Origin of the sequence: Polynucleobacter sp. AP-Ainpum-60-G11 (genome assembly GCF_018688375.1) — a bacterium.
Taxonomy (GTDB): domain Bacteria; phylum Pseudomonadota; class Gammaproteobacteria; order Burkholderiales; family Burkholderiaceae; genus Polynucleobacter.
In genome coordinates this window covers 596,781-617,600 of sequence record NZ_CP061318.1, presented here as the reverse complement: position 1 = coordinate 617,600, position 20,820 = coordinate 596,781, and the positions used below count along the sequence as shown (strand labels likewise).

The 20,820-nt window shown below is 46.0% G+C and carries 22 protein-coding genes and 1 tRNA gene; 9 read left to right on the top strand and 14 right to left on the bottom strand.

Annotation, left to right across the window (positions count from 1 at the left end):
- Window positions 1–2: 2 nt before the first annotated feature.
- Window positions 3–1,820 (bottom strand): AsmA family protein, encoded by a 1,818-nt coding sequence (locus FD971_RS03205; RefSeq protein WP_215334672.1) that lies wholly within the window; start codon window positions 1,818–1,820, stop codon window positions 3–5.
- A 76-nt stretch (window positions 1,821–1,896) separates the two neighbouring features.
- On the opposite strand from FD971_RS03205, the gene FD971_RS03200 reads away from it, so the two are divergent.
- Window positions 1,897–2,244 carry a zinc ribbon domain-containing protein YjdM gene (locus FD971_RS03200; protein ID WP_215334671.1) on the top strand — a complete coding sequence of 116 codons (348 nt, stop codon included), beginning with the start codon at window positions 1,897–1,899 and terminating at the stop codon, window positions 2,242–2,244.
- A 53-nt stretch (window positions 2,245–2,297) separates the two neighbouring features.
- Here FD971_RS03200 and FD971_RS03195 read toward each other — a convergent pair whose 3' ends face one another.
- A complete protein-coding gene (locus tag FD971_RS03195) occupies window positions 2,298–2,516 on the bottom strand; it encodes a YdcH family protein (protein ID WP_215334670.1) in 219 nt (72 codons plus the stop codon).
- Between the two features lie 231 nt (window positions 2,517–2,747).
- Between FD971_RS03195 and FD971_RS03190 the strand changes: the two genes are divergently transcribed.
- The gene (locus FD971_RS03190) at window positions 2,748–3,638 is read left to right on the top strand and encodes a hypothetical protein (protein ID WP_215334669.1); all 891 of its coding nucleotides are present in this window, start codon (window positions 2,748–2,750) and stop codon (window positions 3,636–3,638) included.
- A gap of 11 nt (window positions 3,639–3,649) precedes the next feature.
- Here the strand turns inward: FD971_RS03190 and FD971_RS03185 are convergent, their stop codons facing one another.
- From FD971_RS03185 to FD971_RS03175, 3 genes are all read right to left on the bottom strand, one after another.
- The gene (locus tag FD971_RS03185) at window positions 3,650–3,919 is read right to left on the bottom strand and encodes a hypothetical protein (RefSeq protein WP_215334668.1); all 270 of its coding nucleotides are present in this window, start codon (window positions 3,917–3,919) and stop codon (window positions 3,650–3,652) included.
- A 337-nt stretch (window positions 3,920–4,256) separates the two neighbouring features.
- Window positions 4,257–5,252 carry an extracellular solute-binding protein gene (locus tag FD971_RS03180; RefSeq protein ID WP_215335137.1) on the bottom strand — a complete coding sequence of 332 codons (996 nt, stop codon included), beginning with the start codon at window positions 5,250–5,252 and terminating at the stop codon, window positions 4,257–4,259.
- Window positions 5,253–5,374: 122 nt separating this feature from the next.
- Window positions 5,375–6,931 carry an iron ABC transporter permease gene (locus tag FD971_RS03175; protein ID WP_215334667.1) on the bottom strand — a complete coding sequence of 519 codons (1,557 nt, stop codon included), beginning with the start codon at window positions 6,929–6,931 and terminating at the stop codon, window positions 5,375–5,377.
- A 68-nt stretch (window positions 6,932–6,999) separates the two neighbouring features.
- Here FD971_RS03175 and FD971_RS03170 point away from each other — a divergent pair, with 68 nt between their 5' ends.
- Together FD971_RS03170 and FD971_RS03165 are read left to right on the top strand one after the other, a co-directional pair.
- The gene (locus FD971_RS03170) at window positions 7,000–8,070 is read left to right on the top strand and encodes an ABC transporter ATP-binding protein (protein ID WP_215334666.1); all 1,071 of its coding nucleotides are present in this window, start codon (window positions 7,000–7,002) and stop codon (window positions 8,068–8,070) included.
- Between the two features lie 33 nt (window positions 8,071–8,103).
- Window positions 8,104–8,508, top strand: a complete 405-nt coding sequence (locus tag FD971_RS03165; RefSeq protein ID WP_215334665.1) for a dihydroneopterin aldolase — start codon at window positions 8,104–8,106, stop codon at window positions 8,506–8,508.
- On the opposite strand, the gene FD971_RS03160 is transcribed toward FD971_RS03165, so the two are convergent.
- Window positions 8,505–9,152, bottom strand: a complete 648-nt coding sequence (locus FD971_RS03160; RefSeq protein WP_215334664.1) for a glycosyltransferase family 2 protein — start codon at window positions 9,150–9,152, stop codon at window positions 8,505–8,507. The genes FD971_RS03165 and FD971_RS03160 overlap by 4 nt on opposite strands.
- Window positions 9,153–9,267: 115 nt before the next feature.
- Between FD971_RS03160 and FD971_RS03155 the strand changes: the two genes are divergently transcribed.
- Window positions 9,268–9,813, top strand: coding sequence for a YggT family protein (locus FD971_RS03155; protein WP_215334663.1), 546 nt, complete (start codon window positions 9,268–9,270; stop codon window positions 9,811–9,813).
- Window positions 9,814–9,842: 29 nt separating this feature from the next.
- Here the strand turns inward: FD971_RS03155 and FD971_RS03150 are convergent.
- The 5 genes from FD971_RS03150 to FD971_RS03130 form a co-directional block, all read right to left on the bottom strand.
- Window positions 9,843–9,932, bottom strand: a tRNA-Ser gene (locus FD971_RS03150).
- A 51-nt stretch (window positions 9,933–9,983) separates the two neighbouring features.
- Complete coding sequence (locus FD971_RS03145; RefSeq protein ID WP_215334662.1) at window positions 9,984–10,391, bottom strand: hypothetical protein; 408 nt, start codon at window positions 10,389–10,391, stop codon at window positions 9,984–9,986.
- A gap of 32 nt (window positions 10,392–10,423) precedes the next feature.
- Window positions 10,424–11,734, bottom strand: coding sequence for a serine--tRNA ligase (gene serS / locus FD971_RS03140; protein WP_215334661.1), 1,311 nt, complete (start codon window positions 11,732–11,734; stop codon window positions 10,424–10,426).
- A 31-nt stretch (window positions 11,735–11,765) separates the two neighbouring features.
- Window positions 11,766–12,449 carry an outer membrane lipoprotein carrier protein LolA gene (locus tag FD971_RS03135; RefSeq protein ID WP_215334660.1) on the bottom strand — a complete coding sequence of 228 codons (684 nt, stop codon included), beginning with the start codon at window positions 12,447–12,449 and terminating at the stop codon, window positions 11,766–11,768.
- 9 nt (window positions 12,450–12,458) lie between these two features.
- Window positions 12,459–14,771, bottom strand: a complete 2,313-nt coding sequence (locus tag FD971_RS03130; RefSeq protein WP_215334659.1) for a DNA translocase FtsK — start codon at window positions 14,769–14,771, stop codon at window positions 12,459–12,461.
- A gap of 39 nt (window positions 14,772–14,810) precedes the next feature.
- Here FD971_RS03130 and trxB point away from each other — a divergent pair, with 39 nt between their 5' ends.
- Window positions 14,811–15,767: a thioredoxin-disulfide reductase gene (trxB, locus tag FD971_RS03125; protein WP_215334658.1), complete on the top strand. Its 957-nt coding sequence runs from the start codon at window positions 14,811–14,813 to the stop codon at window positions 15,765–15,767.
- Between the two features lie 70 nt (window positions 15,768–15,837).
- Here the strand turns inward: trxB and FD971_RS03120 are convergent, their stop codons facing one another.
- Window positions 15,838–16,179: a DNA-binding transcriptional regulator gene (locus FD971_RS03120; RefSeq protein ID WP_215334657.1), complete on the bottom strand. Its 342-nt coding sequence runs from the start codon at window positions 16,177–16,179 to the stop codon at window positions 15,838–15,840.
- 211 nt (window positions 16,180–16,390) lie between these two features.
- On the opposite strand from FD971_RS03120, the gene ppa reads away from it, so the two are divergent.
- From ppa to glnK, 3 genes are read left to right on the top strand one after another with little or no spacing between them, the layout of a single operon-like run.
- Window positions 16,391–16,927, top strand: coding sequence for an inorganic diphosphatase (gene ppa, locus FD971_RS03115; RefSeq protein ID WP_046329807.1), 537 nt, complete (start codon window positions 16,391–16,393; stop codon window positions 16,925–16,927).
- A gap of 17 nt (window positions 16,928–16,944) precedes the next feature.
- Window positions 16,945–18,564 carry an NAD+ synthase gene (locus FD971_RS03110; protein WP_215334656.1) on the top strand — a complete coding sequence of 540 codons (1,620 nt, stop codon included), beginning with the start codon at window positions 16,945–16,947 and terminating at the stop codon, window positions 18,562–18,564.
- Between the two features lie 51 nt (window positions 18,565–18,615).
- The gene (gene glnK / locus FD971_RS03105) at window positions 18,616–18,954 is read left to right on the top strand and encodes a P-II family nitrogen regulator (protein ID WP_215334655.1); all 339 of its coding nucleotides are present in this window, start codon (window positions 18,616–18,618) and stop codon (window positions 18,952–18,954) included.
- 34 nt (window positions 18,955–18,988) lie between these two features.
- Here glnK and FD971_RS03100 read toward each other — a convergent pair whose 3' ends face one another.
- Together FD971_RS03100 and FD971_RS03095 are read right to left on the bottom strand one after the other, a co-directional pair.
- Window positions 18,989–20,035: a helix-turn-helix transcriptional regulator gene (locus FD971_RS03100; RefSeq protein WP_215334654.1), complete on the bottom strand. Its 1,047-nt coding sequence runs from the start codon at window positions 20,033–20,035 to the stop codon at window positions 18,989–18,991.
- A gap of 86 nt (window positions 20,036–20,121) precedes the next feature.
- On the bottom strand, window positions 20,122–20,748 hold the full coding sequence (locus FD971_RS03095) for a response regulator transcription factor (RefSeq protein ID WP_215334653.1): 627 nt from the start codon (window positions 20,746–20,748) through the stop codon (window positions 20,122–20,124).
- Between the last annotated feature and the right edge of the window lie 72 nt (window positions 20,749–20,820).

The window sequence follows — 20,820 nt, the reverse complement described above, 5'->3', positions numbered from 1 at the left end:
AATTACTGTGCCCCAGGGTAGATATCAGACCAGGGGTGCAGTGCATCTCTACAAGGGTGCACTTTTGTAGTCATTGATCTGGCATTCTCAGCCAAAATGCTTACGCCACCAGTTAAAAATCCAAGCCCAACCGAGACGGCACTATTGACGACCCCGGCCTGATTAATCCCCGCCTTAGGATTTGTCAGTGTGCCACCCATCTTTACTAGCCCTGCCAAATCAAGACCTGTAGTGAGGCCTGATTTTTCTCGTGGATTAATAGTCAGATTAACTGCTTCCGTTTTCAGATTGATAGAACCAGCTAAGACCACATCCAATCTATCTGTCTCCGCCCCAACTGTATTGGCTATATTGACCTGGCCATTATTAATTGGCAGATAGGCAACCGCACACTCCAAAACTGTTTCACTCGTTTTTTTACGCATTGGATTCATGGAATCCAATAAGGTGACCACAAAATCACCAGCATCGTTTAAAAAGTTAGTACCCATACGAGCCTGATTAATGCTCAACTGAATCTTGCCATTGGAATTTGCTGCCATCTGGTGAAGACTGTTTCCGGATGTCTTGATATCAAATGCTAACTTCATAGCGCCGCCACTCACCTTGGAACTTGGATCAAGCCGGGACAGTAAGTTCTCTAGCACGAAATCTTTTGTCACACCCTTAACTGCTAGCTCAGGATTTGCTTTATTAATCTGGGAGAGATTGATCTGGATGTCAGCGCTCCCTTTACCCATTTGAAACGTCAGACTTGGAATCTCAATACTGCTGCCATCCAATTGCAAGGTAGCCTGAAGATTTTCAATTGGCTTGCGTTTTGGTAACCCCAACTCAGCAATATTAATCAGCACCTTCCCATTAGCTTGAGGTAGCGCATCAAAAGGAATGATGTCATTACTAAATAAGAAATTAGGCTGCGGCTTTTGGGTTTGGCGTACGGCTGGCACCGGCTTAGCAGTGCTGATGGATTGAGGGGCTTGGTTAACTGCCTCACCCGAGCCGGTCCAGTCAAATGCTTTTGAGCTCAATGCTAAATTGAATGTGGGTATAGCCTTAGGAGCCTTACTTACCTCACCCTTCATCAACAGAGTTTTACCGTTCAGATTAAGGTTAAGGTCAACTGGGAACCGTATCGAAGAAACATCCCACTGCTTGAATGAGCGAGAAAGAGGTCCAACTTTTCCACTGAGGTCCAAAGCCTGTCCCTGAGCTTGCATATTGACCGAGATGCTTGTCTCATCACCACCCTCCTGGAGGGATAAGCGCTTTATTTGATAGCTTGAGATTGAGGCAGAAGGATCTTGATACTGAATCTGAGTATCCACAATCGCAATGCTATCCATGAAGATCAGCTTATCACTCACTGAAGCGCTATCAGCCTGACCGCTATCAGAAGTAGCAACAGGATTTGATGCATCCGCACTCATATCCCAATTGACTTTACCGGCTGTATTTTTCTGGAGAATTAACTCTAGGCCAGAGAGTTTTATGCTTCCAACCTCAATACGCTGACTGAGTAGCGGCAAGATCTTAATATCTAACTCAATGCGATTAAGGTTAAGCATCTCAGGATGAGATGCCCAAGATGCATTACTCAAACTTAAGCGCTCTGCTGACACAGAAATTCTGGGGAAAAAGCTCAGAGTAACTGGCCCAGATATTTTTAAATCTCGTCCAGTAGCCGTCTTGACTGAAGAGGAGAGCAATTTAGTGAGCTGTGCAGGGTCAACTGTTGAGGCCGCATACCAAACTCCGGCGGCAATTAGGATAAACGCTCCGCCTAATACACCGATGATGATCTTGGTTGATTTACTCATTGTCTATTGATTCTAAATTACCCCGCTAGTAGTGGACTAAAATTAGCGCCTACTTCACTTTTAATAGCGCCCCACTATGAACACGAATGCCAGCCTTCCTAAATGCCCTGCCTGCCAAGAAGACATGACTTATCCGGATGGTGAGAACTTTGTTTGTGCTCAATGCGGTCATGAATGGCCGATGACAGCCACTGCAGAAGAGGATGAAGGCGTTCTGATTGTGAAAGATGCCAACGGCAATCTACTGGCTGATGGCGATACCGTAACCCTCATTAAGGATCTAAAGGTCAAAGGATCATCCACTACCCTGAAAGTTGGCACTAAGATCAAGGGTATTCGCCTGGTATCTGGCGATCATGAGGTGGACTGCAAGACAGAGGCAGGCAATATGTTGCTCAAAGCCTGCTTTTTAAAGAAAGCGTAGGTATCAATAAAAGACCATCGGACCCAAATAGAGGCTCTGATGGTCTGAGCCAATTAGGTGGCGCTGGCTTTTTTCAAGACTGTGTACAGTTGGTCCTTCAGTAAAAGCTTTTCCTTTTTCAGATTCTCGATTTCTTCCGGAGTACTAGGCTCAGTATGAGCTTCCATTCTTTGAATCTTTTGATCGAGATTGTTGTGCTTATCAAATAAATGAGAAAAGTGACGATCTGATGTTTTCAGCTTACTAATTAACTCGCGATATTCAGGGAACATAAATTCTCTTTAGGTTGAGGTTATTCATAACTGCACCGTTCCAGTGTAGCAAGTTCGCATTTAAATTCAAGCACCACGCTCCTTCCTCCAAAGCCCAAAGAATAATTAGGGATTGATCCTTGATATTGCTAGGTAAATCCCCATATAGGTATCAGCAAAAGTGGATAGAACTGAAGTAATATCCATTTGTGCGCTAAGCACATTAACTACCAATAGGAAGGGTAATAGACCATGGCTACAAAGAAGTCTCCAGCAAAAAAGAAAGTAGCTACTAAGGTAGTAAAAAAAGCCCCTGCAAAGAAAGCCGTTAAGAAAGTTGCCGCCAAGAAAGTGGTAGCTAAAAAGGCCGTAAAGAAGGTAGTGAAAAAATCAGCAACTAAAAAGCCTATCGCCAAAAAAGCGATTGCTAAAAAACCAGCGGCGAAGAAGGCGGTTAAAAAGGTAGCGGCGAAGAAGCCTGCAGCCAAAAAACCTGTGCCTAAGAAAGCTAGCAAGAAGTCTTCAAAGACAGCTGCACCAAAAAAACTCAAGGTTGATCAGTACGGACTCGAGGAAGATGATGAGTTCTACGGCCTGTACTTTGCCAAATCAACCAATAAAGGTCTGGTTGAAGTAAAACCGTGCACCTTCTCGCTCATGTACTGGTGGAAAGGCTTACTTGGCTATCCTGACATGATTGATATCTCTAAAGATAGCAATACAGCAATGCTGCAATTCGAATCCACCTTTGGTGGCGGCGATTCTGGTGAAACTGAGTTGACAGAAAAAGATGTGTTCGATGTTGACCACATTATTGAGGTTGACGAACAAGAGCAGCTGGTCTCTCTCTACTCTTATGTTCCTATTCCCGTCCCAGAAAATTTGATTGGTGCATTAGGCCTCTCTATTCTGAATATCAACCCAGAGACCCGCTATGGCAGCTTAGAAATCTGCTCTACGGACAATGAGGAAGGTCAGAATGAGCACTTCTTACGCTATCGCGCTGCTACGTATTTACGTGGCGTGAAATCTGGCAAGGTTGAGGCCATTGAGAGCATGGTTACCAATGGCTCTGAATTTTTTGGACTGGCTTTAGATGCAATGTGTGTCAATAAATCGATTAAGAAATGGTTGCTTAGCTAAGCAGGTGTAACTTAATAGGTATTACACACAAAAATGTAGGTCATAGGAAAGCGGTCGTTCACTGTTTTGCGAGTCTCAACAATAGTGGCGCTTCGCTTTCCTAGTTTTTTGCACTCCTCTGCTGCTGCGGCCTGAGCCTCAGTATCTTTAGCGGATTTTGGGGCATGAACCCCAACCGTTCCATCAGACTGTCGATAGACCCCAAACTCACTTGGCGGTGTTCCGCATGCCAACATCACAAGAGAGGCGGCAAGCACTGAAGCGCTTAGGACGATTTTCATAGGGGAATCCATATCTCTTAAGGAATAGAGTCATTCTAGTCACCTTTGGCGACCAAAGACCCAATGTGAAAATTGCACACGAGCAGAGACCCTGCTGTTATTGGTATTTACTTTTTAAATGCTTTTTGATTTGCTGCAGCCCATTGCTGATTTTCAGATGGTCACTGTTGTGACTTGGCTATTGCTTTTAAGGAATATTTCTAAGAAGCGTACTGACAGTCTCCACAACTGCGGTAAAACTCTAGTCTGTACGCTTCTTATGCTGAAAGCCGGCTTTCAGCGAATTCTTAATGTAAACGAAAACCCTCTAAAAGTCAAGGGTTTTCCCTAATAAAACTTACTTGTAGCCAACCCTGTCTAGCAATCTTTGAGCGGCAATCTGGTTCTTGCCAATAGCAGCAACAGAAATGTTTTCAGCCTTAAATGATCCCAACATTTTTAGGCCTTCATTTTCAATCTTGACTGACTTCACCACAGGCCACTCGTTATTACCGTTTGCAAAATATTCTTGCGCAGAATCGCTAGCCAAGTACTCGAGAAACTGAATGGCAGCTTGTGAGTGCGGTGCATTCTTCGCTACGCCACCACCTGCAATATTGATATGCGTGCCAGTCGTTTGCTGATTTGGCCAAACAAAACCAATCTTAGAAACGAGGGCTTGATCTTCTGGCTTAGTGGAACGCAAAAGTCTAACTAGGTAATACGAATTCGTTAAAGCAACTCCGCACTCCCCAGACGCAACCGCTTTGATTTGATCGGTATCGCCACCCCTTGGAGGGCGAGCCATATTGCTGACCATACCTTTTGCCCACTCTTCTGTCGCTGCCTCGCCACGACGCTCAATCATGGCGCCAATCAATGACAGCATATAAGGATGAGCGCCTGAACGCGTGCACACCTTACCTTTATTTACTGGCTCGGCTAACTTCTCATAAGTATCAACATCATGTGGATTCACTTTGGCTTTGTTATAGACCACCAAACGAGCTCGAGTCGAGAAGCCGAACCAAGTTGAGCCCTCTGGCTCAGGCTTAGATCGTAAGTTTGCTGGAATTCGGCTCTCTAAATACTTCGAGTGAATTGGTTTAAAGAATCCATCAATTTGAGCGCGCCATAATCGTGCTGCATCTACCATCAAAATCACATCAGCCGGACTATTGGCGCCTTCACTTTTTAATCTCTCGGCCAGAGCATTGTCATCAGCCTCAATACGGTTAATCTTGATACCAGTTTTTTTAGTGAAATCGCTGTAGAGCGCTTCATCAGTTTGATAGTGACGAGCTGAATAAAGATTGAGCTCTTTGGCGTCTTGAGCATGCAATGGCAATGCCATAAATGTGCCCAGAATCAAAGCAGTAGGAACTAAGAATTTACGTATTGTTGGACTTGTCATTGCTGTATTTGCGATCAGTATTAGATTACATCCAATGTATCACAAATACGAATGATTATCAATTAAGATTTAGAAATTACCCTGGAAAGCAGTAAAACTGGGAATAGCCCCACTAAAACAATCGTTAAGGAAGGCAAGGCCAGTTCAGCGAGGCGCTCATCAGCAGCCAGTTGGTAGGTTGCTACAGCCAAGGTATCAAAGTTAAAGGGGCGCAATAGGAGTGTTGCTGGTAACTCTTTCATCACATCCACAAAGACGAAGAGGCCGGCAGTGATTAGGCTACGCTTAAGCAAGGGTACGTGAACTCGTTTCAGAATCTGCCCCTTAGTAAGCCCGAGTAGCGCCGCCGAGGCATCCATAGATGGCGTAATGCGTGCCAGCCCCGCTTCCACGCTTTGCAAGCTCGATGAAAGAAATCGAACTAAGTAAGCGTAGACCAGCACCAGCATGCTCGCAGACATCCACCAAGCAAGGTGAAATATTTCCAAGAAGGAAAGGATGCCGATAGCCAGTACTGCGCCAGGCAATGCGTAACCAAAACCCAGCAATCGATTAACCCAGCTTAAGCGAGTATTCATTCTCACTGCATACGCAAAAAAGACAGCGAGTGCAACGGAAATTACTGCAGTCAGCAACGAAACAGATAAAGAATTACCCAACCAATCGAGATATCGAATATCGATTGTGAGACCTTGCTTAAAGAGTAATTGCAGGAGTGCAAATGCTGGCAGCAAAAAACCGCATAGCAAGGTAGCGCCACAAAAAGCAAATGCCAAATAAGCTTTCTTGCCATGTAGAGTCTTTGCTAGCGGTCTGCTTCGCGTTGAGGAGGCATATCGTAGTTTTGAGCGACTACTTTGCTCAATAAAGAAGATAAGCAAAACAAAACTTAATAGACCCAATGCAAGCTGCACAGCTGCTACGCGATCGCCAAAAGAAAGCCAGGCCTTAAAGATACCCGTTGCAAAAGTTTGAACACCAAAATAAGACACAGCTCCAAAGTCGGCTAAGACCTCCATCAGCGCCAAAGCCATACCGGCAAAGATGGCTGGTCTTGCCATTGGCAATACCAATTTTATAAATCCTTGAAGCGGGCTATAACCCAGCGTTTCTGAAACCTCAATCAATCTACCGCTGCGCTCCAAAAAAGCAGTGCGCGTTATGAGATAAACATAAGGAAAGAGGCAGAAGGAGAACGACCAAATCGCGCCACTCAAGGAGCGTGGATCCGGGAAGAACCATAGCGAATCCATTCCTAGTGCGGCGCGCAGTGTGCTCTGTATCGGGCCTGAGAATTGCAGAAGATCGACAAACAAATAAGCCATGACATAAGTGGGTACGGCTAAGGGCAGAATTAAAGCCCACTCAAATATTTTCTTACCCGGAAAATCATAGCTAGCAATAATCCAGGCATTACCCACCCCCAGAATAAATACACCTACGCCGACACCAAGAATCAACACTAAGGTCGAAGCAATGTAACCACCCAAGACAAAGTGCCATAGATGGCTAAGCGTGCCACTAGCTAAAAGATTATTCCCAGGAATTAGGAATGGCGCTGCCAAGCCGAATAGGGGCAAAAATAACAACAGGGCAAGCGGCACCACAATACGATTCATCAAATCCACAATCCGTTTAGACTCTAGCTATGTATTAAACCACTAGCATTAATGAGAAAATTATAGGGATGAACTCCGCTCACACACTGCTTTCTATCAAACAGCTGGAAATTGACTACCCCAGTCGAGATGGTCAAGGACGCGTAACAGCCGTCAACGGCCTGAATCTGGATCTTTCCCAAGGTGAGATTGGTTGCCTATTAGGCTCCTCGGGCTGTGGAAAATCTACGGTTCTCCGTGCGATCTGTGGGTTTGAGCCTGTAAAAGCTGGCGAAATTCTCCTGCGAGATCAGGTTGTGAGCTCTGCCTCTATCCAGATCCCACCCAACCAAAGAAAAGTAGGTATGGTCTTTCAGGACTTTGCCCTCTTCCCTCACTTAAATGTTCTTGAGAATATTGCCTTTGGTCTGCAGCATCTCCCCAGCCAACAGAGATCTAGCGTTGCAATGGAATGGCTCGAACGAGTCTCTCTCTCCGATAAGGCCAATGCCTACCCTCATGAATTAAGTGGCGGCCAACAGCAACGTGTAGCCTTAGCCAGAGCGATGGCACCAGGGCCTGATTTAATTTTGCTAGATGAACCCTTCTCCAGCCTGGATATTGAACTGAGAGAACGCCTTGCAGGGGAGACCCGAGAAATTCTTAAGGCAAACAACATTACTGCCCTGCTCGTGACTCATGATCAATATGAAGCATTTGCAATTGCCGATAAGATTGGTGTGATGTCTGAAGGCAAAGTAGTTCAGTGGGATCTTCCTTATGAGCTCTATCACAAACCCGTTAATCGTTACGTCGCCGACTTTATTGGCCGCGGAGTATTTGTGAAGGGCATCGTGCAAGCCAACAACAAAGTCAAAATTGAGTTGGGTGAACTGGAATTAGAGGAAGATCGCAGCAACGATCTTGGAAAAGAAATTGATGTGCTCTTGCGCGCCGATGATATTCAACATGATGACCACAGCACTTTGCTAGCGGAGGTCGTTCGCAAGACCTTCAGGGGTGCTGACTTTTTATATACGCTCAAACTGGGATCGGGCACTGAAATATACGCCTTTGTTCCTAGCCACCATGATCATGCAATTGGTGAAAAGATTGGTATACACCTGGTAGCTGATCACGTAGTGACCTTCAGCGAATAAAGCAACATTCTCAAAAGGCAAGAAAAGCATCACATGACATCAATAGCTTGTGTAGAACTAAAAGACCTTCAACTGAATACTGCAATTGGAACCTATGCTCCTGGGGCTACCATTCCCAATCAACATCTTCTGGATCTGATTCTATGGATTAATCCAAGCCTGATATTGATTGCAAGCGATGGCATGGAGCATGTGTTTGATTACGATCCACTCGTTATTGAAATCAATCGCTTAGCTCAGGATGGCCAGTACGAAACTCAAGAAAGATTGCTGACCAGAATTGTTGAGGCCTGTGCTCGCCACTCTGAAGTGGAATCGATTGAAGCGAGCCTCAGAAAAACGCCCGTGCTTGAGAATTCAGGAATGCTGGGTATCAGACTATCTGTCGATGCTGACACCCTGAAAGAAATCCGGTCTAACTTGAGAACATCAAACTAAGGTTGCTCGCCTAGAGCATCTGCAAGGTGGTCGTACTTCAAAAAGTTTTCACGATGCCTTCTATAAAACAGTAGGCCTTCATTTAAGCTATCCACTGAGGCGCCCTGCTCTCGCATTTTGTCCCAAAGATTCCAATCCTCTTGTGGATGAATACCATCAGCATACCTTTGCTTGTAGCCTACTTTCTGACCCAAAGAGGTGCGATACATCATGGAGCCATGATGCTTGCCCTCCCGATCCCAATACAGATCGCCTTGATAGGGATTGGTCTCACCCGGAACGCGATCATGAATCTCTTCCTTAAGCTCACCGGTTACAACAATGTCATAAGTGACAATATCCGCACTGAAATCAGACAACAGCTCTATTGCATCAGATCTGAGCCAATTATCAGCCCCAAGAAAAAGAACATACTCCGTGTCAACCATCATTAATAAGTCGTGAAAGTTATCGACAGTACCTAAATTGTGAGGTCTGAGAATATATTCAATATCAGGATATAGGCCAGGCAGATGACTACAGTCGTGAGCCCCATCATCTACAAAAATAATTCTTTTGGGCGCTAAGGTTTGAGAAAGCAAAGACTCGATGCAATGTGCAGCAAGATGGCCATACTTATAAGATGCGATAACGACAGTAATCATATTGCTGTGCATTAGAGCATGGAACAACGATATTGTTTTAAGGGATCAAAAGGCCTCCTTAGAATACAAAGCATTCAGACCTGAAATTAAACCTTAAAGACCATACAATAGCCCTATGCTGATACAAATCATGAATCTCCTTCTTCAGGTCTTAGTAAGTATTGTGGCTGGCGCCTGCTTGCTAAGGTGTTATTTACAGTGGCTTGCATTTAATCTAGGTTCAGGCCAAAGTCGCACCATTGGTGCATATGTGCTTCCACTCACCAATTGGATTGTGATTCCCCTGCGTAGGCTAATCCCCAGCATTAGACGATTTGATGTCGCCAGTTTTTTAGCTGCCTACCTATTGGTTGCGGGAAAAACAGCCATACTATTATTGCTCTCCGGAGCCGATCTCTCTAACATCTCATGGCTACTGCTGGCCTTGATTGACTTAGCCGATCTAATGCTTTCAGGATTAGTTGGGATAGTATTTGCAAGCGTTCTTCTGTCGTGGATTGGCGCAGGCTCTCAGATTCAGTATTTAGTTTCACTGCTTGTAGAACCCCTACTCGCACCAATTAGAAAAACACTTCCTAGTTTTGGAGCTCTAGATTTATCGCCCCTTGCCTTACTACTTATTCTGCAAGTACTTCAGATTGTGGTGGGTAACCTCAGATAGCAATTCTAAGTAGATCCATCGGAGCAAGTTGGCGGAGAGGGAGGGATTCGAACCCTCGGTAGGCTTGACCCTACGCCTGATTTCGAGTCAGGTACATTCGACCACTCTGCCACCTCTCCGGTGTATCCAGCATAAAACTTAAACGCCAATCCTGCCCAAAGCTTTTCAATCTATTGGTCGCAAACGCCTGTCATGAGCAGTGCACCAGAAAAGAATCCAAAAGGCTTCTTACCGTCTTTTGCAAACCCTTCGATGCTGAGATAGTCTACAAAGGCACCATCTTTGCCTGCAGCCTTTTGCGTCCAAATCACTTTATAAGAGTTGCCCTTGCTTCCAGATGCAATGACCTTAGGTTTTCCTAAAGAATCCATAACATCTCCAACAACTTCTCCAGTTTTCTTGATTACTGCAAATTCTTGACCAACTCGGGGACTATCTTTAACTATATCTAACTCTCCATTGCTTTTAATATAGGCATCATTCAAAACCTCGCAGCGATAGGTTTTTTCAGTCGCCAAAACAGCTGGAGAAATCAATACTGAGCAAAGCAAAAATAAAGGCAACGAGAGCTTATTCATTTGAGCGGGATCGCTTTTGGTTTTCTGAAACATTAAATTGGTTTTAGCACTTCCAAACCACCCATATAAGGTCGCAAGGCTTTCGGAATGGCTATGCTGCCATCGGCCTGTTGGCAGTTTTCTAGCAGCGCTACACCAGTTCTACCCACTGCTAAGCCAGAACCATTTAAGGTATGCACTAACTCAGGCTTACCTTGGCCAGCTTTATATCTAGCCTGCATACGTCTAGCTTGGAAATCGCCCATATTGGAGCAGGAGCTAATCTCGCGATAAGCATTCTGCGACGGGATCCACACTTCCAGGTCATATGTCTTCGTACTACCAAAACCCATATCGCCAGTGCAGAGCAATACTTTTCGGTAAGGCAACTCGAGCAGCTCCAATACTTTTTCTGCGTGTGATGTTAACTCTTCAAGTAACTGCATTGACTCTTCTGGCTTGGCAATTTGAACGAGCTCTACTTTTTCAAACTGATGTTGTCGAATCATGCCACGCACGTCACGACCATAGCTACCTGCCTCAGATCTAAAGCATGGAGTATGGGCAGCAAATTTCAGCGGCAACTCTTCAGCCGCAGTAATCGTGTCACGCACTAAATTAGTAACAGGCACTTCTGCAGTTGGAATCAAATAAAAGTTTTCAATTTTGGCTTCGCCCGCTCCATCCTCGCCGCCCATTTGGCGAGGGACCTTAAATAGATCTTCTTCAAACTTAGGCAACTGACCGGTACCACGCATGGAGGCTGAGTTCACCATCAGGGGAACGTAAAGCTCTTCGTAACCATGCTGAGTTGTATGTAAATCAATCATGAATTGCGCTAAGGCACGATGCAATCTGGCAACAGGTCCTTTAAGAACTACAAAGCGTGAACCGCTAATCTTGGCAGCGGATTCAAAGTCAAGACCCAAGGGTGCGCCTAAGTCCACATGATCCTTTACGGGAAATGAGAACCCAGGGATCGCGCCCCAGCGCTTTACTTCTTTATTTTCTGTCTCGTCTTTACCGACCGGAACGGCTTCATCCGGCAGGTTAGGAATACCCATTAAGAAATCCGCAATCTCTGCCTGCAAAACTGCTAAGCGAGCTGCACCTGATTCCATATCGACGTTAATCTGCGTTGCTTCTGCCATCTCAGCAGTAGCATCCTCGCCCTTACCTTTTTTCATACCAATCGCTTTAGCCAATTGGTTGCGTTTTGCTTGTAATTCTTCTGTGCGAGTTTGTAAAGATTTACGCTCGGACTCTAAGGTGTTGAACTTATCAACATCGAGCTGGAATTTACGAGTGGCTAATCGGGCAGCAACAGCTGCGATATCTTTGCGAAGTAATTGCGGATCAATCATGTGATGCTCTATTCGTTAATGGGTATAGACGTTAGTTTAAGCGTAAGACTTCTGCGCCAGCCGGCGGATTGAAAGTAAAGCGACTGGCAGGCAAATTGATATTGAGCTGGATCTTGTCTAAAGTAACCAGAACCACGCTACCCAGGCCATCAATGAGCTCGAGCGCTTTAGGCAGGCCATTGACCATGCCTACTGAGATCTTGGTGTAAGGCAAGTCATTACCATTCTTTGCATTCGGATTTTTCTTGGGCACTAGAGCAACCCATTTCATACCTAAGCGATCTTCACCGTCAACTAACTCAAAATGCTGGTCCAAAGAAGTCTCACCAAAAAGAATTGCTGCTGGTGTAGCCGCTAAGGCTTGGCCGGCAGGTCTAAATGTCGCCTGATTTAAATCTCTGTCCCACAAAATAAGTTGTTTGCCATCGGCAATCAGTTTTTGCTCATACGGCTTTTGCGTATCCCAGATAAATCGGCCTGGACGCTGAAATACAAACCGTCCTTGAGTTTGGCGAATTACTTTTAAACCTTTGTCTTGCGGTTCATTTGCTTTAGGTGCGCGCAACTGTTGTTGCTTAAAGTCGCCTTCCGCAGTTTTAGAGTTACGCACAAACTGACGCAACTGCTCTGCACCGCTCTCACCTTCCGCCAATACTATGTTTGGAGATAAAAAAATTGTGAGCCCTAAGGCTGCTACTGAAATCAGTCTACGCAAGGGGTGGCCTTATTCGGAAGAGCGATGGAGGATTTCGCGATTGCCGCCATTACCCATCTTTGAAACTAATCCAGCTTTTTCCATATCCTCGAGTAAGCGGGCCGCGCGGTTGTAACCGATGCGCAGGTGGCGCTGCACCAATGAAATAGATGGGCGTTTGTTCTCTAGAACGATGGCTACTGCTTGGTCGTACAAAGGATCGGCTTCGCTACCACCTTCACCAGTCAATGCATCAATCGTAGATTCATCGGCACCTTCCAGAACGCCATCAATGTAATTGGCTTCGCCCTTCTCTTTGAGCCACTCGACCACACGATGTACTTCATCATCTGAAACAAAGGCGCCGTGGACACGGACCGGCAAGCCCGTACCTGGAGCCATGTACAGCATGTCACCCATACCAAGCAGTGCTTCAGCGCCTTGTTGATCCAAAATCGTACGGCTATCGATCTTGCTACTCACTTGGAAAGAAATGCGCGTTGGGACGTTAGCCTTAATCAAGCCAGTAATTACATCCACGCTCGGGCGTTGTGTTGCTAATACCAAATGGATGCCGGCAGCACGAGCTTTTTGAGCAATACGTGCAATCAACTCCTCAATCTTCTTGCCGGAGACCATCATTAAGTCAGCCAACTCATCGATCACAATCACAATCACTGGTGCTTTATAAATTGGCTCTGGATCATCTGGGGTTAAGCTAAATGGATTGGTGAGCTTCTCACCTTTTTCTTCAGCCTCAAGAATCTTTTTATTAAAGCCGGCGAGGTTACGCACACCAAACTTACTCATCAGTTTGTAGCGACGCTCCATCTCATTCACAGCCCAATTGAGCGCGTTATAGGCCTGCTTCATGTCAGTCACAACTGGGCATAAGAGATGGGGGATCTTGTCGTACATCGCCATCTCGAGCATCTTCGGATCAATCATGATCAGACGAACTTCATCCGGCTTCGCCTTGAAAAGGATGGACAAAATCATCGCATTGATGCCAACAGACTTACCAGCACCAGTCGTGCCAGCAACTAAGCAATGCGGCATCTTTGCCAAGTCAGCAACAATCGGACTACCTGAAATATCTTTACCCAAAGAGAGGGTCAAGTTGGAATGACTGTCGTTATATACCTGCGAACTCAAAATCTCAGAGAGGTAAACCGATTGACGTGATGGGTTTGGCAACTCCAAAGCCATACAAGTCTTACCAGGAATAGTTTCCACCACACGCATACTTACTACACCGAGTGAACGAGCCAAGTCGCGTGAGAGATTGACGATCTGACTACCCTTCACGCCAACAGCAGGATCGATCTCATAACGGGTTACTACAGGACCTGGATAGGCTGCAATAACTTTGACTTCCACGTTGAACTCAGCCAGCTTGCGCTCAATCAAACGAGAAGTAAATTCCAATACATCAGCTGAGATGGTTTCTTTCGCTTCTGGTACAGGATCAAGCAATGCCAAGGGTGGCAACTCTGAATCCGGAATATCCACAAATAAAGGCTGTTGTTTTTCGCGCTCAACCCGTGCACTCTTTGGAATCTCTATGGGAGCACGAACAATCTGTATTGGCTTAGCAATTTCAACGCGCCCGCGAAACTCTTCCACAAACTCCTCGCGCTCTTCGGCAGCTGCTTCACCTAATTTACGGTCCTCTTCGCTATCACGACGTTCGCGTAAACGGTCATAAGCAAGCTCTAGGGATCGACCGACTTTTTCTGCAACATCCAACCAAGAAAAGTGAAGGAATAAAGACAATCCAGCGCAGAGAGTAAATAGCAAGACTAAGGTAGAGCCGGTAAAGCCTAAGGTCATTTGAAGTGGGTCACCAATCAGTTCGCCCAAAATGCCCCCAGGAGGTCTTGGGAGCTCCCAGGTGAGCGAATGCATCCGAATGGACTCAAGGCCCATGCTGCTCACTAAAGTCAGTCCAAAGCCCAGCCAACGCATTACTAAGGAGTCTGGCTTGGCATCTGGATCTGGTGGCAAGGGGATGCTCCAGAGCTCACGCCAGCCACTTAGGACGCGACGCCCAACCAGCACTACCCACCAAAATGCGGAAATACCAAAGATGTAGAGCAATAAATCGGCCAAATAGGCACCAAAACGACCACCGAGGTTCTTCGGAGCCTCAAAACTGGCATGCGACCAAGCTGGATCCGCCTTGGAATAAGTCACCAAAATGGCTAATAAGCCTAAACAGAGACCAAGGGAGATGAACCAGCGGGCCTCAAGCAAGAGGCGGGGCATCCTGCCCTGCCCATGATTCTCAGGGGGCTGGGAGCTTAAAGGGGTTTTGGACTTCGGGTATACGGTTCTTGCCATGTTCTACCGATTGTAATCAAGCAATCCTATAATTTGGAGATGACTACAAATACCCCAAAACACTCCAAAGTCCTCATCCTAGGTTCAGGCCCTGCCGGCTACACAGCTGCCGTATACGCGGCCCGCGCGAATTTGAGCCCGACCCTCATTACTGGCCTGGCACAGGGCGGTCAATTAATGACTACTACTGATGTGGAAAACTGGCCAGCAGACCCAGATGGTGTTCAAGGTCCCGAGCTCATGGATCGCTTCTTAAAGCATGCAGAGCGCTTTAATACCAACATCATCTTTGACCATATTCATACGGCCGCTTTAACTGAAAAGCCTATTCGTCTGGTTGGTGATTCTGGTACTTACACCTGTGATGCCCTCATTATTTCTACAGGTGCTTCTGCTCAATATATTGGCCTTCCTAGTGAAGAAGCATTTATGGGTCGCGGCGTTTCGGGTTGCGCGACATGCGATGGCTTCTTCTACCGCAATCAAGATGTTTGCGTAGTGGGTGGCGGTAACACTGCTGTTGAAGAGGCCCTCTATCTGACAGGCATTGCGAAGAAAGTGACCGTAATTCATCGTCGCGACAAATTCCGCGCAGAACCCATCCTCAATGACCGCCTAATGGCCAAAGTTGCTGAAGGCAAAGTTGAACTCAAACTAAATTCGACACTTGATGAAGTACTTGGCGATGAAAAAGGCGTTACTGGTGTACGCATTAAGAAGGCAGATGGCAGCACAGAAGATATCGCTGTCACTGGCGCCTTTATTGCAATTGGCCATAAACCCAATACCGAATTGTTCGTAGGTCAGCTCGATATGAACAATGGCTATATCAAGACGCATTCTGGCTTAGAGGGTAATGCAACCGCCACCAATATCCCTGGCGTATTTGCAGCCGGAGATGTGCAGGATCATATTTATCGTCAAGCAATTACCAGTGCAGGTACTGGCTGTATGGCTGCTTTAGATGCCCAGCGTTACTTGGAGACTTTGGATTAATCCGGATTAAGCAACAGAATCAAATAAAAATGCCTAGCGATGCTAGGCATTTTTATTTCAAAGGCAATCATCAAACACTGAGAGCTAGTAATGCAAGCTCGGGTGCTCTGTCTAGAATCTTCAGTAAAGCTTTAGCCGCACCAGTGGGGCTTCGCTTGCCTTGCTCCCAATTTCGAATGGTCTCCAAAGAAACCTCAATACGTTTAGAAAATTCCTGCTGAGATAAACCAATTCTCTCTCGTACACCTTTTGCATATTGAGCGGCATCCAACATAGCTTCTGCATCATCGTGCTGTTGATGCAATTTAATCAAACGCTCTGATGTTGCATCTAGCAATTTCTTATCAACAAAGCCTTTGGGGAAGCTACTAGGATCACTTGGATCCACGCTAATTCGAATGATTTTCTTCATAACAATTCCTTTTGACTAATGGTAGGCCAATGGGCTACCATTAGTCAAGCAACCTAGGGCACTTATCTATAGGTATCACTAGAGAAAGCCTTAAACTAGAGGCCATAAAGCATTCATGGCTTTAATAGCAGGCAATAGATTCAATCTTCAGCAGTATGGCTCTGCCTGTTTGCTAAGATCGAACGCACATTAATCACTAACCGGAGTATTTATGAGTTACGACAAGGTCAGCCCAGGGAAGAAAATCCCAGAATCATTCAACGTCATTATTGAGATCCCAATGAATGCGGATCCAGTGAAGTATGAAGTGGACAAAGAAACTGGTTGCCTCTTCGTAGATCGTTTCATGGGTACAGCAATGCACTACCCATGCAACTACGGCTATATCCCTAAGACAGTTGCTGGTGACGGCGATCCTGTTGACGTTCTCGTGATCACTCCATTTGCATTAGTTCCAGGTTCAGTAGTGAGCTGCCGTGCTATCGGCATGTTAGAGATGGAAGACGAAGGCGGCCAAGACGCGAAGTTGTTGGCTGTTCCAGAAGACAAGATTTTGCCAATCTACAAGCATCTGCAAAAACCTGAAGATGTAAACGAATTACTCCTCGCTCAAATCCAACACTTCTTCGAGCACTACAAAGATCTCGAAAAAGGTAAGTGGGTAAAAGTTAAAGGTTGGACTGGTGTTGCTGGTGCCCATAAAGAAATTTTGGATGGCATCGAAGGTTACGCTAAGTCACAGAAGTAATTTCGTAGTCATTGGGAGTGAGCTCGCAAAAAATCGCCTTAGCGCAAATCAACCCTCTTTTGGGTGATTTGCCTGGCAACGCGCAGCTCATCTCTCAAGCCGCCGCAGATGCTTATGCACAAGGCGCCACTGTAGTTCTTACGCCAGAGCTCTCGCTCACCGGCTACCCCCCAGAAGATTTACTCTTGCGCCCTGCTTTTATTGAGGCCGCCGATCGTGAGCTCAGTTGTTTAGTGCTGGAGCTCCAGAAATTTCCAGGACTAACTGTCATTGTTGGTCACCCCAAAAAAACCACCGCTGGCCTACAAAACTATGCTTCCGTCATTCGTGATGGAAAAGTTATTGCGGGCTATGCCAAACAAGAATTACCCAATCATGAAGTATTTGATGAGGTGCGTTATTTCACACCAGGTCATGAGGCTTGCGTCTTTGAAAATGCCGGTATCAAATACGGGCTCATTCTGTGTGAAGATGCTTGGCATGAAGGTCCCGCTAAGCAGGCTCATGCTGCCGGCGCCCAAGTACTTCTAGTACTCAATGCATCGCCTTATCACCTTCAAAAAGAATCTTTACGCATTGAGGTGCTACGCAAGCAGATTGCCTTAAGTAAGATGCCTTTGGTCTATGTCAACGCAGTAGGCGGACAAGATGAATTGGTTTTTGATGGCGGATCTTTTGCTTTAAACAGCGCAGGCAAAGTGGTGATGACTATGCCGCAGTTTGAAACTGCTCTGGGCTATGTTGATGTCAATGCATCCGCTGACTTAGAACAAGGAGCCTTAGTTGCTCCATCCAGCGTAGAAGCCCAGGCTTATCAAGCCCTCGTTTTAGGTGTGCGGGACTATGTTCAGAAGAATCGTTTTCCGGGAGTCATTATTGGTCTCTCGGGCGGAGTGGATTCTGCACTGGTGCTGGCGATTGCGGTAGACGCCCTAGGTGCAGACAAAGTTCGCACCGTCATGATGGCTTCACGCTATACCGCCGACATCTCCTGGATAGATGCTAGAGAGATGGCTCAGAACTTGGGCGTCCAATACGATGAGATCCCAATTAGTGAACCAGTGGATGCTTTAGAACATGCCTTAGCTGAGCAATTTAAGGGCCTCAAACTGGATGCCACCGAAGAGAATATTCAGGCGCGAGTCCGCGGCACTCTCTTAATGGCACTCTCCAATAAAACCGGTCGTCTAGTTTTAACAACCGGCAACAAGAGTGAAATGGCTGTGGGTTACTGCACTCTCTATGGAGATATGGCCGGTGGCTTTGCAGTAATTAAGGACATTGCTAAAACCTTGGTCTATCGCTTGTGCGCTTATCGCAACAGCATTGCCCCAATCATTCCGGAGCGGATTTTGACGCGCGCCCCTTCCGCCGAATTACGTCCCGATCAAACCGATCAAGATAGCCTGCCATCCTATGAAGTATTAGATGGCATCGTAGAGCGCTATATGGAGCAAAACCAATCCATCGCCCAAATTATTGCCGCCGGCTTTGATCCAGAAAGTGTAGAAAAAGTTACACGCCTGATTAAGCTAAACGAATATAAGCGTCGCCAAGCGCCTCCGGGCGTTCGTGTGACCACTAGAGCCTTTGGGCGTGACTGGCGCTATCCTATTACCTCCCAATTTAGGGCGTAACTGGGCATTGGATTTCAGTTCTAGGTATGATTACTGTATTAAGGGGAATATATGAAGCTAATCACATCCATTATTAAGCCGTTCAAACTTGACGAAGTTCGTGAAGCCTTAGCTGAAGTAGGCGTTACCGGACTCACTGTTACTGAGGTTAAAGGTTTTGGTCGCCAAAAAGGTCACACCGAGCTCTATCGTGGCGCCGAATACGTTGTCGACTTTTTACCTAAAGTAAAAGTAGAGGTAGTTGTTGCCGATGACAGCGTAGATTCAGCAATCGAAGCAATTACTAAAGCCGCCCGTACAGGCAAGATTGGTGACGGTAAGATTTTTGTTAGCCCAATCGAACAGGCTATTCGTATTCGCACTGGCGAAACTAACGACTCAGCAGTTTAAGCATCAGAATTCAATGCGCTAATCCTCAAGAGGGTTAGCGCTGCTGAGAATCCGTCCCTGCGGATGGAACTACTACTTCAGCAGCTTCCAACACGATGGTTTTGTAATTCGGATTTGTTAGGCGCACTTTTGCACCCTGAAAAAATACATCCGCCTGAGCAAGGCCACCTGTCAATACTTTGAATGGTGGTTTGCCATAAAAGGATGCACCCACACCAGGCTCAACCATCTTGTTCTGCAACTTTCCAGAAGCATCACTTACGCAAATAACTTGCTTAGATTTAACTTGCACATAAACCATGTCCGCAGCCTTACGAGGCGCATCTGGCTTGTAACTAATAATGCCCTCTTCCGCAGGACAGGCTGCTGAGGCTTCAGTGCTAGCTGCAGCGACTGCCGGCAAAGCAACTACCGGTGCGGCGACCGCTGGAGTTGCTGGAGTAACGGGCGCAGGCTCTACTGGGGCCACCGCAGGGGCTGGCTCAATAACCTCTTCTTTTACAAGGATGATTTCCTCTGGCTTTTCCGCAAAGAACATTGGGCGCAAATTGATCACAGCAAAAACTGCTGCGGCAGTTACGCTGAGCCAAAGAAACAGGTTCTTTTGTGATTTAGGTTTTGATTCAACTGCAGCGCTAAGCGATGGGCTCTCTATGCCCTCAACTTTTTTAGCCGGCACTTGATCTTCTTTTACCAATTCATTTGGTTGAGCAACTTCTTCCACTAGCTCAACTCTGACAGGTGCGACCAGCTTCTCATCTTCAAGCTTTGGAGCTGGCACTACCTTAGCTTCTGCAATAGGCAGATCATCTGGACTTGAAGTAAATGTCTCTTGCGTTTGGATGCCATAGTCAAACGCATCCTCATCGCTTAAGTTAAGCAGCTTTGCTACTTTTTTAGCAGCAGTAAATTTAATTTGAGCTCCGTAGAAGGAGCTCATCTCGCCACTTTCGATTTGCTCAATCTGACGTGTAGACAGGCAAGCTTTTACACCAAGCTCCTTGGTAGAGAGGCCTAGCTTTTCCCTAGCCTCTGTGAAGGCTTCTTTGACAATCTCAGGTGGCTTAGAGTTTGAATTCACAAAAGTACTTTAAGTGTTTGAAATAACAAAATAAATTAATAACAAATCATAGTCAGGAAACAAGCCTAGGGAAATTAGCCCAAGGGCTAGTTATTTTGGAAATTTTCAAGATCAGATTCAAGGTACTTTGCGACTAATGTTTGAACCGATTCCACATTCATCTTATCCATCACTCTAGCCTTATGAACCTTGATGGTGGCATCCGTTGTCCCTAGTTTGACGGCAATATCCTTATTAAGCAATCCCTTCACGAGCCAAAAGCAGACTTCCTTCTCCCTAGGCGTCAAGGTTGCATAGTCTTTCTTGGTTTCCACCTCTTTAGAAATGCGTTTGAGCTGACGTCTATCAAACTCTAAGGCATCGGCAACCGCTTTTAGTAAATCCTCCAAATTGAAAGGTTTGAATAGAAAATCAAGTGCTCCACGCTTTAGGCTTTTCACGATTTGATGGGGGTGGCTTTGGCCGCTCACAAACACAATCGGGGTTTTACGACCCAGTTGGACCAGTTTTTCCTGCAAATCTAGCCCAGTCATATCTGGCATCTGCATGTCGAGCAGGATCACCGCTGGCGCTACCGGCATTGAATCCTCTAAAAACGTCACTGCAGAGGAGAAATCTTCCACGATATAGCCCACGTCCCTGAGCATCCTACTTAAAGAGGTGCGCATGGATTCATCATCGTCAATTAGGTAGATGTGGCCAACTTTAGTCATTGAATTTGAAGGAAAAAGTGATAGATAAGGCAATGTACTGCAGCTTTTTTAGGAAGGATATTAGCTTTACAG